The sequence below is a fragment of the Hyphomicrobium sp. genome (assembly GCF_041659645.1).
Classification (GTDB): Bacteria; Pseudomonadota; Alphaproteobacteria; order Rhizobiales; family Hyphomicrobiaceae; genus Hyphomicrobium_B.
The window spans coordinates 302,807-317,092 of the sequence record NZ_JBAZXX010000001.1 but is presented as its reverse complement, the minus strand read 5'-3'; the positions used below and the strand labels follow the sequence as shown (position 1 = coordinate 317,092).

Annotated in this window: 13 protein-coding genes; 11 read left to right on the top strand and 2 right to left on the bottom strand. The window is 60.0% G+C overall.

Going from position 1 to position 14,286, the window contains the following annotated elements:
* Window positions 1–67: 67 nt before the first annotated feature.
* The 5 genes from lptC (at window position 68) to WC811_RS01380 (ending at window position 5,946) form a co-directional block, all read left to right on the top strand.
* Window positions 68–2,023, top strand: a complete 1,956-nt coding sequence (gene lptC / locus WC811_RS01400) for an LPS export ABC transporter periplasmic protein LptC (RefSeq protein WP_372640125.1) — start codon at window positions 68–70, stop codon at window positions 2,021–2,023.
* A gap of 66 nt (window positions 2,024–2,089) precedes the next feature.
* Complete coding sequence (lptB, locus tag WC811_RS01395) at window positions 2,090–2,953, top strand: LPS export ABC transporter ATP-binding protein (protein WP_372640123.1); 864 nt, start codon at window positions 2,090–2,092, stop codon at window positions 2,951–2,953.
* A gap of 44 nt (window positions 2,954–2,997) precedes the next feature.
* On the top strand, window positions 2,998–4,533 hold the full coding sequence (gene rpoN / locus WC811_RS01390; RefSeq protein WP_372640121.1) for an RNA polymerase factor sigma-54: 1,536 nt from the start codon (window positions 2,998–3,000) through the stop codon (window positions 4,531–4,533).
* Between the two features lie 229 nt (window positions 4,534–4,762).
* Entirely contained in the window at window positions 4,763–5,383 is a 621-nt protein-coding gene (gene hpf, locus WC811_RS01385; RefSeq protein ID WP_372640119.1) for a ribosome hibernation-promoting factor, HPF/YfiA family, read from the top strand.
* Between the two features lie 98 nt (window positions 5,384–5,481).
* A complete protein-coding gene (locus WC811_RS01380) occupies window positions 5,482–5,946 on the top strand; it encodes a PTS sugar transporter subunit IIA (RefSeq protein WP_372640117.1) in 465 nt (154 codons plus the stop codon).
* Between the two features lie 18 nt (window positions 5,947–5,964).
* On the opposite strand, the gene WC811_RS01375 is transcribed toward WC811_RS01380, so the two are convergent.
* Entirely contained in the window at window positions 5,965–6,762 is a 798-nt protein-coding gene (locus WC811_RS01375; protein WP_372640115.1) for an undecaprenyl-diphosphate phosphatase, read from the bottom strand.
* A gap of 142 nt (window positions 6,763–6,904) precedes the next feature.
* Here WC811_RS01375 and WC811_RS01370 point away from each other — a divergent pair, with 142 nt between their 5' ends.
* The 4 genes from WC811_RS01370 (at window position 6,905) to WC811_RS01355 (ending at window position 10,630) form a co-directional block, all read left to right on the top strand.
* Window positions 6,905–7,609 (top strand): glutathione S-transferase family protein, encoded by a 705-nt coding sequence (locus tag WC811_RS01370; protein WP_372640113.1) that lies wholly within the window; start codon window positions 6,905–6,907, stop codon window positions 7,607–7,609.
* An 8-nt stretch (window positions 7,610–7,617) separates the two neighbouring features.
* A complete protein-coding gene (gene queG, locus WC811_RS01365) occupies window positions 7,618–8,769 on the top strand; it encodes a tRNA epoxyqueuosine(34) reductase QueG (protein ID WP_372640111.1) in 1,152 nt (383 codons plus the stop codon).
* The gene (locus WC811_RS01360) at window positions 8,766–9,635 is read left to right on the top strand and encodes an SDR family oxidoreductase (RefSeq protein ID WP_372640109.1); all 870 of its coding nucleotides are present in this window, start codon (window positions 8,766–8,768) and stop codon (window positions 9,633–9,635) included. Before queG ends, WC811_RS01360 begins: the two co-directional genes overlap by 4 nt.
* Window positions 9,636–9,742: 107 nt before the next feature.
* Window positions 9,743–10,630 carry a hypothetical protein gene (locus tag WC811_RS01355; protein WP_372640107.1) on the top strand — a complete coding sequence of 296 codons (888 nt, stop codon included), beginning with the start codon at window positions 9,743–9,745 and terminating at the stop codon, window positions 10,628–10,630.
* Between the two features lie 2 nt (window positions 10,631–10,632).
* Here the strand turns inward: WC811_RS01355 and WC811_RS01350 are convergent, their stop codons facing one another.
* The gene (locus WC811_RS01350) at window positions 10,633–11,427 is read right to left on the bottom strand and encodes an alpha/beta hydrolase (RefSeq protein WP_372640105.1); all 795 of its coding nucleotides are present in this window, start codon (window positions 11,425–11,427) and stop codon (window positions 10,633–10,635) included.
* A gap of 36 nt (window positions 11,428–11,463) precedes the next feature.
* On the opposite strand from WC811_RS01350, the gene WC811_RS01345 reads away from it, so the two are divergent.
* Together WC811_RS01345 and infC are read left to right on the top strand one after the other, a co-directional pair.
* Window positions 11,464–13,434, top strand: a complete 1,971-nt coding sequence (locus tag WC811_RS01345; RefSeq protein ID WP_372640104.1) for a glycosyltransferase — start codon at window positions 11,464–11,466, stop codon at window positions 13,432–13,434.
* 202 nt (window positions 13,435–13,636) lie between these two features.
* Window positions 13,637–14,167 (top strand): translation initiation factor IF-3, encoded by a 531-nt coding sequence (gene infC / locus WC811_RS01340; protein WP_372640102.1) that lies wholly within the window; start codon window positions 13,637–13,639, stop codon window positions 14,165–14,167.
* The last annotated feature ends 119 nt before the right edge of the window (window positions 14,168–14,286 follow it).

The following is a 14,286-nucleotide window of genomic DNA, read 5'->3' as shown; positions in this document are numbered from 1 at the left end:
AAGGCCGAACAGGTCCCAAAGTCTCCCCAATTGCAGGCGAGATTAGAGGATCTTAGGGGGAATTGGCATGGCCAGCATGGCTGCCACGGGGACATCGGCCGCAGGAAACGGACGGGCGCGGACGTCCGGCATCGTCATTGCCGGCGATAGAACCAAGAGTCGCCAGATTGCGCACCGGCACTCCCGCCGCGTCCGCATATTGAAGATCGCGCTGCCGCTCACCGCCGTCGCAACGACGGTCATCGCCACGATGAACATTCTCGAAAATGCCGGCGTCGGCCCAGTGCTTCCGCCCATCGAGATCCCGAAGATCGTTGCCGACAACTTGAAGATGCACAACCCGCACTATCAGGGCTTCAACGCCGACGGCGGCCACTATTGGGTCAAGGCCGCAACCGCACAGCAGGATCTCAAGACGCTCACCGCCGTTCACCTCGACGGCATAACGGGCGAGATGACCGATGCGAAAAAGCAGAAAACGTATCTCACCGCCACACGCGGCCTCTTCGATAACAAATCGAATATCCTCGAACTCTACGACTCGATCGATGTCACGGGAGACAGCGGCCTCAACGCCAAGCTGACGCGCGCGACAGTCCAGACCAAAGAAAACATCATTACATCCAACGAGCCGTCGACGATCCTCATGGGCGCCGGACAGATCACCTCCAATCAATTGACGATCCGCCAGAAGACCAAGGAATACACGTTCCTCGAAAATGTCCGCACCCACATGCAGCCGAAGGAGCCTGCGCCCGCAGCGAACGCTCAGACGGCGCAGAACTCGGCGCTTCCATTCGGCAAGCCCGGCCAGCCCGTCGACGTCGCATCAAACCGCCTCGACATCGATGACGTCAAGAAAACCGCGATCTATTCGGGCCAAGTCGTCGCGATTCAGGACGGCGCGACGATGACATCGCCGGAAATGACCGTCACATACGAAGGCGCAGTTGCGCCCGCTGGCAAGTCCGATACCAAGGCCAGCGACGAAAAGAAGACCGCCGCCGACGCTTCCGACACGTCCGGTACGAAGGTCAAGCTGATCGTCGCCCGCGACTCCGTCGTCCTGAAACAGTCGAACGGCGAAACGGCAACGAGCACCTCGGCGGTGTTCAACACCGTCTCAAACACAGCCGTCCTCGAAGGCGACGTCGTCCTGACCCAAGGCGACGATCGTCGCGCCGTCGGCGATCGCGTCGATTACGACCAGACCGCTCAGACCATGACCCTTATAGGTCCCGTGGTTGTCACGCAGGGCGCCAACATCCTCAAGGGCCGCCGCCTCGTCTACAATCGCACGTCGCAAAAGATGCAGCTCTCGGCGCCCGCGAACATCATGGGAAGCGCATCTCCGGGCCGGATCACCGCGCATTTCGTCAGGGCCTCCGCAAAAAGCTCTCCATCCCAGTCCGGCGATGAGGAAGGCGGCGATGGCATGTCGTTTGGCGCAGCCTTCAAGACCGATCCCAATTCGCCCTACGACGTCGTCTCCGACAATCTGGATGTCGACGACAACGCTAAAACCGCGATCTTCACCGGCAACGTCTCAGCCGTGCAGGGAGTCGTGACGATGCGATCGCAAGAATTGACCGCATTCTATACCGGCAGCGCCGGGATGGGCACGACGGGCAGCGCCGGAGCAACCGGAGCGGCCGCGTCTCTCACGCATTTAACCGCGCGCAAAAAGGTTGTCGTCGTCGCCAAGGACGGCCAGACCGCAACCGGAGACTGGGCCGAAGTGGACGTGAAGAAAAATCTCACAACCCTCGGCGGCGCCGTCGTGCTGACACAGGGCAAGAACGTCGTCCACGGTACAAAGCTTGTCATCGACATGAATACGGGTGAAGCCACGATCAAGACCGAGCCGACTGCGACAAGCAGCGGCGCCGTCGTCAGCGAGGGCGACGGCCAGGGTGGTGGTCAAGTCTTCAAGGCCGAGCGCCCCAGCGCCGTTTTCTATCCGGGACAGTTGAAAAAATCGAAAGTTCAAGCCGAAGGCTGGCAGGTCCGTACGTCGCCTTGACCGCGCCGCAGAGTTGGACACAGTGCTGGCGACAACGGAGCATGCCGAGAGACGGCGAGGTATTTGGTGTTTAAGGCTCTACCAATTCGCCTGAAATCGAACGGCAAGGCGCCGAGCGGATCGAGCAGCTATGTCAACGGCAATGGCACCGGCGCAACACACGCCGCAGCGCCGCCGGAAGATCCTCATGCGATTGGCGCCGACGGCTGGCTGACCGCCTATGACGTAAAGAAATCCTACCGCAAGCGAATGGTCGTCAAGGGTGTCAACCTTGCGGTCGGGCGCGGCGAATCCGTTGGTCTTCTTGGGCCGAACGGCGCCGGTAAGACGACGGTTTTCTACATGATTACCGGCCTCGTCGCGGCCGACGAGGGGCGCATCACGATCGACGGCGAAGACGTGACCAAGCTGCCGATGTACCAACGAGCCCGGCTCGGCGTCGGTTACCTCCCACAGGAAGCCTCGATTTTTCGCGGCCTGACGGTCGAGCAGAACATCATGTCCGTGCTCGAACTCATCGAGCCCAACCGCAAGGCGCGCAAAGAGCAACTCGACAGCCTGTTAGAGGAATTTTCCATCACACGGCTCAGAAAGTCGGCGGCGATGGCCCTCTCGGGCGGCGAACGTCGGCGCTGCGAAATTGCCCGTGCCCTTGCCTCCCGGCCCTCGTTCATGTTGCTGGACGAACCGTTCGCCGGCATCGACCCGATCGCCGTGGGCGATATTCAGCAACTCGTTCGCCACTTGACCGAACGCGGTATTGGTGTGTTGATCACGGATCACAACGTTCGTGAAACATTAAGCCTCATCGACCGCGCTTATATCATCTACGACGGTCAGGTTCTGACACAAGGCAAACCTTCTGAAATCATATCGAATGAAGATGTGCGGCGAGTCTATCTTGGCGATATGTTCGTTAATACCGGTTGAGTATTGGTGGCTCCGGAATCCTAGTAGCGGGGCAACGAAGTAGCGTGGCGCTTTCAGCAAAATTAGAGCTGAGACAAGGCCAGCAGCTGGTCATGACACCGCAGCTGCAGCAGGCAATCCGTCTGCTTCAACTGTCGAACCTCGAACTGACCGAATTCGTAGATACCGAGCTTGAGCGCAATCCGCTGCTTGAGCGCGAAGAGTCCCCCGGCACGAAGCCCGCCGACGAGCCCCCCACCGAACGGCAGGATGAGCACGGCACCGCATCCGACGACAGCTGGCTCGATCTGAGGGAACCCGTTCGCGACCACACCGGCGGCCTCGATGTCGATTTCGGAAATGTGTTTCAAGAGCCGGGAACCGGCGAACCTGGCTCGCCGTCAGGCGCCACATCCGGCTTGAGCTGGGCCAATGTCACGCAAAGAATGCACAATGGCGGCGATGGCGACAGCGACCTGGAAGACTTCGTCGCCAACCAGGTTTCGCTCCGCGAGCACCTGAGCGCCCAACTCCCGCTGACCGTCACCGCCCCCGTCGAGCGGCTCATCGCCCAGTATCTTGTCGATCTCGTTGACGAGGCGGGCTACATTCCCGCCGATCTTGAAGCCCTTTCGCAGCGCCTTGGCGCCTCACTGGAACTCGTCGAAAGCGTCCTCGCCAAGCTCCAGACGTTGGATCCGCCCGGCATCTTCGCCCGCTCGCTCGCGGAATGCCTCGCCCTCCAGCTCAAGGATCAGAACCGCTACGATCCGCTAATGGCTGAGCTTCTTGCCAACCTTGATCTGCTCGCCAGCCGCAACATCGTGGCGCTGAAAAAGGCGATCGGCGTCGACATGGACGAGCTCGCCGACATGATCCGCGAGATCAAGCGCCTCAATCCTAAGCCCGGTCTGAAATTCGGTTCGGTGCAGCTACAGCCGATCGTTCCCGACGTCATCGTCCGCGCGGCATCTGATGGCGGATGGCACGTCGAGCTAAATAGTGACACTCTGCCGCGGGTCCTGATCAACCGCACCTACTACACGCGGATCGCCCGGACGGCGACCTCGGAGAAGGACAAGGGCTATCTCTTCGACTGCCTCCAGACCGCCAACTGGCTCGTCAAAAGCCTCGACCAGCGAGCCCGGACCATCCTAAAGGTCGCCGAGCAGATCGTGCGCCAGCAGGACAGCTTTTTCATGTATGGCGTGCAGCACTTGCGACCGCTCAACCTTAAGGTGATTGCGGACGCCATTTCGATGCACGAATCGACCGTCTCGCGCGTCACATCGAACAAGTACATCGCGACGCCCCGAGGCATTTTCGAGCTAAAATACTTCTTCACGTCGGCCATCGCCTCAGCGGCCGACGGGGAAGCTCATTCCTCCGAATCCGTCAGACACCGCATCAAGCAGCTCATCGATGCCGAAAGCGCCGGTGACGTGCTCTCCGACGATCAGCTCGTCGACCGCTTGAAAGGCGAGGGCATCGATATCGCCCGCCGGACCGTCGCCAAATACCGCGAAGCGATGCGTATTCCCTCCTCCGTGCAGCGCCGCCGCGACAAGAGACTGGTGGAAAGCCTCGGAGGGATGGCTTGACCCTCGGTGACGCTAACCAAATGAACACGCAACATTTTTTCGCGAAATTTTGTTTCCCAAGCGTGATTTGACAGAGGCATTTCCGGGGCCTATCCCTGAAAACGGAACACCGGGGTGAAGTGTCGGTCACACTTTCCCCACGGATGCTACGACTAGGTGGCTCGGAACCTCGGAGCAGATTGCGCCCGGTAACGGACGTGCTCCTCGGCAGTGCAGAACAGGCATCTTCATGACCATTAAAATCACCGGTAAGAACGTAGAAGTCGGCGACGCCTTTCAGGGCTATGCGGGCGAAAAGATCCGCGCGGTTCTGCAGAAATACCTCGCACGCGAAGTCGATGGACACATTCGGCTGGAGCGCGAGCGCGAGGTCTTCAAGACGACATGCTCGGTGCGCCTGACGAATGGGCTGCTCCTCGAAGCGCACGGCGAAGGCGCGGACGCCTATGGCAGCATCGATTCAGCCGCTCACCGCCTTGATATGCGAGTCCGGCGCTACAAAGGTCGCGTTAAGCACCATTCTTCGGCAGCCGCGGCAGCCCGGCGAAAAGTCGATGTTGAGGCCCGCGATTACATCGTCAGCCTGAACGACGACGAGGAACCTCCGCACGACGAGGCGAATCCCCTTATTATTGCGGAAGGGCAACGAAATATCAGCCATATGACGGTAAGCGAGGCTGTGTTGCAGCTCGACTTATCGGAAGCGTCCTTCATGATTTTCAAGAACGCCGCCCATGGGGGAATCAACGTGGTTTACCGGCGGAATGACGGAAACATCGGATGGGTCGACGCCGATTTGCCTCTGGGGGCGAAACCGAATGGCGCATCGGCGCCGAGGCACACGGACTGAGTGTAGGCTTAACTCTTGCATAACACCGCTGTGGACCCCGCCCGGCATCAGGTGCGGAGGGACACAATGACGGCCATTTCATCGTGGATGGAACTCTGATGAACATCGAAGACATGCTCGCCGCCGATGCGATCATTCCGCGTCTTGAGGCGGATGATAAGAAGCAGGCGCTTCAGGCCCTGGCCACAATGGCCGAGGCCGCCACGGGCGCCGGCGCCCCGGATATCTACGCCGCGCTCGTACAGCGCGAGCGGTTAAGCTCCACGAGCCTCGGCCGGGGCATCGCGATCCCGCACGTCAAGCTTCCGGCGGTAAAGGCGATCACCTGCATCTTCGCGCGTTTGGATCATCCCATTCCGTTTGAAAGCCACGACGGAGAACCTGTCGATCTCTTGTTCTTCCTGCTGGCGCCCGAGGGCGCCGGGGCGGATCACCTCAAAGCTCTCGCGCGCATTTCCCGCCTCGTCCGCGATCCCGCGACGCTCGACGGCCTGCGCAACGCCAAGGATGCGGAAAGCCTCCGCGGCGTCCTGGTGAAGCCGATAACGTCTCACGCCGCTTGATCGCCGCGCGATAGCCTTTTAGTGCAACACGGCCAGCGCGCCCAATCCGATGCCGCCGACGAGGATGCGCCACCATCCGAAGAACGACAGTCCTCGCTTCGAAATGAAATCGAGCATGTAACGGACGACGATAACGCCGGTGACGAATGCGGCGATAAAACCGAGCACGATGTGGCTGACGTCGCCCGGCGTTAAAATCGACCAGTTTTTATAGAGGTCGTACGCGAAAGCCCCCGTCATCGTCGGCATCGCAAGGAAGAACGAAAACTCGGCGGCGGTACGTTTGTCGGCCCCGAGCAGCATGCCGCCCACGATCGTCGAACCCGAACGCGATACGCCGGGGATCATCGCAAGACATTGCACAAACCCGATGATGACCGCTTTCAAAGGCGGGATGTCCATCACGTCGACATACTGCGGTTGATACTTCATCCGGTCGACGAACAGCAGAATGATGCCGCCAATGACGAGAGAAATACAAATGATCAGCGGCGATTCGAACAGAAACTCCTTGATGAATTTATGTGCCGCCACGCCGATGAAGACGGCAGGCAGAAACGCAAGCAATATGGCGAATACGAAACGACGGGTCCTCGGATCGCTCGGAAAATCCAGCGCCAGTTTCCACAGCTTCGCCGCGTACACCGTCAACAGTGCGAGGATCGCGCCGAGCTGGATCAACACTTCGAACGTGCGTCCGGAAGACGTCACGCCCAGAAGCCGTTCCGTCAGGAGAAGGTGCGCCGTCGAGGAAACAGGCAAATATTCTGTTAGCCCCTCGATCAACCCGAGCAGCACGGCCTGCCAACTTTCCATTCGCCCATCCCCTTTCGAGCCCGTCAAAACGGGCGAGCGTTAGCAGAATTTCCTGCACCGCCAAAGAGGTCGTTTAGCCGAGTTGCCATCGAATCGACGAGACCGGGTGTATACTGGCGCACGTCATCAGCACAGGAACGCTATGCCTTTGCGCCTCACGCAATATCGACTTTGTCCCCGATCCCGGTCCATTCGCTTGGCGCTGGCCGAATATCGCCTCGACGTCGAGCTGCTCGACGAAAAGCCCTGGGAATGGCGACAGGGCTTTCTCGCCAAGAACCCGGCTGGCGAGATGCCGGTTCTCGAATCCGACAACGGCCTGACGCTGTGCGGCGCCTATTCCATTTCCGAATTCCTCGCCGAGGATATTTCCCTCGTTGCCCACGGCACGGCAGCCGCTCCGCCGATGCTCATTCCCGGCAGCCGCGAGGACCGCGCCGAAGTCCGCAGGCTGATTGATTGGTATCACGGTAAATTCGACCGTGAAGTCACCCGCGAGCTGCTGATCGAAAAGGTTTACAATTCCATGCGCCCGTCGGGGCCGATTGCGCCAGATCCGAGCATCCTGCGGGCGGTCCGCGCCAATCTCAAATATCACCTGTCGTATACCGGGTTCCTCGCCGACTCCCGCCGCTGGCTATCGGGCGACGACCTGAGCTTCGCCGACCTCGCGGCCGCCGCCCATATTTCGACCTGCGACTATCTTGGCGAGATCCCTTGGCGCGAATATCCGACCGTCAAGAACTGGTATCAACGTATGAAATCCCGGCCGTCTTTTCGCGCTTTGCTGGGCGATCGCGTCCCCGGGACGGCGCCGCCACTTGCCTATTCCGATCTCGATTTCTAAATGGCTGTATGTCCGAAGCCTCGCTCGTCCGTTCCGATCTCAGCCAGATGCTCCGCGCCGAAGCAAAGAAGCTTGGGCTCGACGCCGTTGGCATTGCGCGCCTCGCCGCAGATGCGAACCTTCCCGGAAGGCTCGCCCACTTCCTGAACGAGAGCCGCCACGGCGACATGGATTGGATGGAAACGCACGCCGACCGGCGCGGCGATCCCTTGCGTCTCTGGCCTGACGCCAAGAGCGCTGTCGTCTTCGGCCAATCGTACGCCCCGCCCGACAATCCGCTGGATGCACTCGACCATCGCTCGAACGCGGCAATTTCCGTCTACGCCAAAGGCCGCGATTACCACGACGTCCTGAAAAAGCGGATCAAGTCTCTGGCGCGCATCTTCGCCGAAAGCTCGGGCGCCGAAGTCAAGGTTTTCGTGGACACTGCTCCGCTGATGGAAAAGCCGCTCGCGGCGAAAGCGGGCCTCGGCTGGCAGGGCAAGCACACCATTCTCGTATCGCGCGAGCACGGCAACTGGCTCTTCCTCGGCGCCATGCTGACGACCGCCGAACTGGAACCAGACGAAAGTGTGTCGGATCACTGCGGCTCGTGCCGGCGATGCCTCGATATCTGTCCGACGAACGCTTTTCCCGCGCCCTACCAGCTCGACGCCCGTCGATGCATCGCCTACCTGACGATCGAGCACAAAGGGCACATCGCCCCCGAATTTCGCGTCCCGATCGGCAATCGCGTTTTTGGTTGCGATGATTGCGCCGCTATCTGTCCGTGGAACAAGTTCGCGGGTGCCGCGACCGAAATCAAATACGCAGCGCGGCCCGAAACCGACAACCCACCGCTTGCCCAACTTCTGGCTCTGGACGACGCGGCGTTTCGTTTGCGCTTCGCGGGCACTCCGATCAAGCGGACGGGACGCGACCGCGTCGTGCGCAATGCACTGATCGCGTCGGGCAACTCAGGCGACCGCGCGCTCCTCCAGCATATCGAACCGCTGCTCGGCGACGGCTCGCCACTCGTCCGCGCAATGGCGATATGGGCCTCGCGCCGCCTCGCCGATGCGCGCGAACTTCATGCTCTGCAACGCCGCTACCAAGATCTCGAATCCGATCCGGAAGTCGCCACCGAATGGATCATGCCAATGGAGGAACAAGGAGCATGAGCCGACTTTTCTGCTTCGGACTGGGCTACTGCGCCGCTGAACTCTCGCGTCGTTTGCAAAAGCAGCAGTGGGAAATCGCGGGCACGACATCGCGCCCCGACAAGATTCCGGCGCTGAAAGCTCAAGGCTTCGAGCCGTACCTCTTCGACGGATCGTCAGCCCCCGCAGACATCTCCGGCGCGCTGAAGTCCGCGACCCATGTGCTCCTCTCCATACCCCCGAACGCAGAAGGCGATCCCGCCTTCCTCCATTTCGGCAACGCCATCGCCGCAAGCCCGTCGATCAAGTGGATCGGCTATTTCTCGACTGTCGGCGTCTACGGCGACGCCCACGGCGATTGGGTCGACGAGAAAACCGCAACGAAGCCCGGCACCGAGCGCGGATTGCGACGCCTCAAGGCCGAAGCAGCCTGGACCGAACTCGCGAACAGCAGCGGACAATCGCTCGTCATCTATCGTCTGCCGGGCATCTACGGCCCTGGCCGCAGTGCCATCGACCAACTGAAAGCGGGCACCGCCAGACGCGTCTTCAAGCCGGGCCAATTTACAAACCGCGTCCACGTCGCCGATATCGCGACAGCCGTCGAAGCGAGCATCGATCTTGCGCCCGGCACACACATTTTCAACGTCACCGACGACTTGCCGGCACCACCCCAGGACGTCATCGAATACGGCGCCGAATTGCTTGGCGTTCCCTGCCCGCCCGCGACCGATCCGAGCGACGAAGCGTTGTCGCCCGCCGCGCGCAGCTTCTACATCGAGAACAAGAAAGTCTCGAATGCGCGCATGAAGGCGGAACTCGGCGTCGAGCTTGCCTATCCGACTTACGTCGAAGGCCTGAAGGCAATCGCGGCTCTCGCACCGTGAGTTTTTTACGGATCGTCACACGATCTCCGCCATTCCGCCAAAATGGAGAATAATGATCTCGCCGCACCTGTCGCCGATTTCGCGACGTGCAGAACGGCGAGACCCCCATGCAGATCAAAGCGCTCCTTGTCGCGACAGCAGCGGTAACGATGTCCGCTCTCGCCGCCCATGCGGATACAGTCGACCCAGCGCAGGCTATCGCGCAAAAATTTTCCGAATCGACCATCGAGAAACCAGCCCCTCCGCAGCGGCTTTTCACCAAACCCGGCTCCGATTACGAAGCCGACATGCTCGAACGCGCCCGCGCCGAAGCACTTGAGCGTCAGCAACGGGAAGCCCAGCAGACGACGGCGACATTGGCGGCGACACCGGTGGTGGTCGTCGCACCCGCGCCTCCAGCGCTTTCTCCGCCCGCGCAACTTCCGCCTCCGCCGACGAAGCTCGCCGCTTTGCCGCCAAAACCCGTAGCCGAACCTCCGGAAGTCCGCCCCGAAGCGCCAAGACCAGTGACAGCGGCAGCCACCGTCCTACTGGTGCTCGATCCCGAGGGTGGAGGTCTCGGAATCAAGCCCGATCCAATCATTTGCATCGACAATCGCTGTTGGCTCTCGAACGGCATCACCTCGCCCGCACGCGAAATGCCTCGCAACCAGGCCGTCGCCCTGACCGGCACCGACGACATGACGGCGGATTCCTGCAGCGGCAAATCCGGATGTGTCTATCGCAATGTCACGGTCGATCCGTCCGCCCGCATCGACGTCATTGAGGTCGGCGAAGGTGGCGGCGCATCCGCGGGAGCCTATACCCTCGCCGCCGACAGAAGCTGCCGCAAGGATGGCGACTCCTTGGCTTGCGACAACGGCCTTGCGACGCAGAATTTCCGCATCTGGGTCGTGCCCGAAATAACGGCTGAAGCCGCAGGCGCATCGAGCCTTGAGAACGCCGTCGCGGAAGGTCTTCCCGATACGGACCTCACATCCGCGAACGACAGGTAGCGCTAGAGAAGTGCCGCGAGTTCCGAGAACAGCAGGTAGAGATCCTGCGGTCGCGACAGCCGATGCTCGCCATCTGCGATCTCGATCAGCTTGACCTTGTCGCCCGTAAGAAAGGTCTTAAGTTCTTGCGTATGGGAAGCGGGCACATCGGCATCTTGAAGCCCCTGAAGAATGACGACCGGACGTCCCGGATCGAATGGCTTCCGCGCGAGAAGATGTTCGCGCCCCTCTTCAATGAGCTGGCGCGTGATCATGTACGGCGACGCATAAGCGGAAGGTTGCCGAAAAAAACCGTCCGCCATGATCGCGTGACGCGTGTCGTCGGGGAATCGCTTCCACATCAATTCTTCCGTCATGTCCCATGCGGGCGCGATCAGCAGAAGCGCCTTGATGCGCGCCGCATCCTGGGGGCGGTCTCTGAGAAGCTTCCGCAAAAGCAAAAGCGAAATATATCCGCCCATGCTCGACCCGATGATGATCTGCGGGCCTTGGGTCAGCTTGGTAAATATCGCCTCAGCTTCCTCCAGCCATCGGCCGATGGTGCCAGTTTCTATGGCGCCCGATGAACGCCCGTGCCCCGAATAATCAAATAGCGTGGACGAAAGTCCACGCGCGGCGGCCCATGCCGCAACGGCGGTTGCCTTCGTCGAGCCCATGTCCGACATGAAGCCCGGCAGCCAAAAAATCCCAGGATTACCTGCGGGATGCGCAACAAACGCGACATTGCGGGCTTCTGCTCCAGTTCCGACAGGTAGCAATTGCGGTTCGGAGCTTGGAATTTTATAGGAACTGGCCATCGTTGATCCCAACGAATTCGAATTTGATGAGCTGAAATGAACAAGTCACTGACGGTGCTGCAAGTCATTCCGCGCATGCGAGCGGGCGGCGCCGAGCTGGGATGCCTGCAAATTGCCACAGCTTTGGTCCAAAGTGGGCACCGTGCGCTCGTCGCTTCCGAGGGGGGACCTCTTGTCGATCAGCTTGTCACCGCAGGTGCAGAGCATATCGTTTTGCCGTTGGCAACGAAGAACCCTCTCGTGCTCGCGCAGAATGCTTCTAAACTCGCCGGCATCATTCGCCGTGAAAACGTCACGATCATCCATGCACGCAGCCGCGCTCCCGCCTGGAGCGCGCTCTACGCCGCGCAGCGTACCGGAATTCCTTTCGTGACAACGTACCATTCAGAATATTCCGAGAAGGGCTGGCTCAAGAATTTCTATAATAGCGTCATGGCACGCAGCGATACGGTCATCGCGGTGTCCGATTACATGGCCCATCTGATTCGCACGCGGTATCGCACGCCCGAGGATCGGATCGCCATCATCCATCGCGCCTTCGATGCAAGCGTATTCGATCCGTCTAAATTGACGCCGGACCGGTTGACGGCCGTCCGCCAACTTCTCGATGCCGACGGAACCAAGCCGGTGCTGATCCTTGCCGGACGGATCACGCCGCGAAAGGCGCAGCATCATCTCGTCTCCGCGCTCGGTCTTTTGAAACAACGCGGCGCACCGGATCTCGTCTGTGTTTTGGCGGGCGAGATCGAGAAACCCGCTTTCAAGACCGAACTCGAAGCCCTCGGCGAACGCGAGGGCGTCGCTCATCAATTGCGCTTTCCCGGCCACGTCCGCGACGTCGCCGCCGCCTACGCCATCAGCGACATCGCATTGAACATCTCCGAACAGGAAGGTCTGCCGCGCGTCGCCATCGAAGGCCAGGCGATGGGCGTGCCCCTCATCGTCTCCGATACGGGACCTGGCCGCGAGGTCGCTCTTACCGAACCCGACGTACCGGCCGGTGAAGCGAGCGGACTGCGCGTCCCCTACGCCAATCCCGAAGCCCTTGCCGATGCGATTACCAAAATGCTCAGTTGGTCAGCCGACGAACGCAAAGCGATGGGAGCACGTGGCTCCGTTCAGGTGCGGCGGCGCTTTACTCTCGACCAACTCAAAACCAAAACCCTCGCAGTGTACGACCGCGTCACGACCGGACGAGCAGCGCCGCAGCGAATTGCAGCGAATGGCTCGAAACAGCGCCTCCCGATTTCCTGCTTCATCATCGCGCTCAATGAAGCCGATCGCATTGAGGCCACCATCGCGTCCGTCCGCGATTGGGTTGATGAGATCATTGTCATCGATTCAGGCAGCACCGATGGGACCACGGCGATATCCAAAGCCGCCGGCGCACGTGTAATCTTCAATACTTGGCCCGGATTCGGTCAGCAAAAGCGCTTCGGCGAAGAGCAATGCCGCAACGATTGGGTGCTCAACCTTGATGCCGACGAAGTCGTAACGCCTGCGCTCCAACGATCGATTGAAAACGTCTTCGACAGCGGCAAACCCGAACGCAGCGTCTACGGTATGGCAGTCAAGATCGTTTACCCCGGCTGGACCAAGCCACGAGTGTTCGCCAATGATCACTATTGCCTACGGCTCTATGACCGCCGGCGCGTGCGGTTCGCGAATTCGACCCTTTTCGATTCCGTCGACCCAAAGAACGAAAAAGTGGGCAACCTCAACGGCACGGTCTATCACCATTCGATCCGCTCACTCGACGATCTGGCACGCAAGTGCGACGAACGGGCTACCTATAATGCATTGAATTCAAAACAGAAATCACCACTTGAACTGGCTATTCGGACCGTCACCGAGTTTCCGGCCAGCTTCCTGAAGTACTATATTGGCCGCGGGCATTTCACGGGCGGACGGACCGGACTGGGCTTTGCCAGGATCACCGCCTACTACCGCTGGCAGCGAATTCTGCGTATGCGTAGAAACAGCAATTCATCCATCCAAGTACTTTGACTTTTGCCTGCAAGACACTGCCTCTGGAATTAGGCATGGAACCATCCACGTTTCGCCTTTCCATAGTCAAATGAGCTTGACTTTTGGCGCTGAGTTTCGAACTCTGCGCAGCGCGAAACTCTGGTCCCAACCGGAGCTATGTGTTTTTTAGCGACGAAAAATAACTGAAACAGCAAAAGGAGCTTGTACCATCCGTAAACCAATGCGACCCGAGCCTCAGAGCCGGGAAAACTCAGGGCCCCGCATCAACGATCAAATCCGGGCCCGGGAAGTTCGTCTCATCGACGAGACAGGACAGAATGTCGGGGTGATATCAAAAATCGATGCGCTTGCTCGTGCCGAGACCGCCGGACTGGATCTCGTTGAGATCTCGCCTGACGCTGAGCCTCCCGTTTGCAAGATACTCGATTTCGGCAAATTCAAATTCCAAGAACAGAAGAAAGCCGCCGAAGCTCGCAAGAACCAGAAGATCGTCGAGCTCAAAGAAATCAAAATGCGCCCGGGCATTGATGATCATGACTACGACGTCAAGATGCGCGCCATTAGGCGGTTCTTCGACGAAGGCGATAAGGTCAAGATCACCTTGCGGTTTCGTGGCCGCGAAATGGCTCACTCGCAGCTCGGCATGGCGGTTCTGCAGCGCGTGAAAGCCGATACCGAAGCTATTTCCAAGGTCGAAAGCGAGCCCCGCTTCGAAGGCCGGCAAATGGTGATGGTGCTTGCTCCCAAATAAGCGGATTGCGGCGGGGTAACTTGCCCCGCCTCGGCTGGCTTCGGCCGGGTCTATCGACGTCCTATTCCTTGCAGACGCACACGGACGGTTCTAGCTTCATTCGAGGTTCCCCCTGAGCC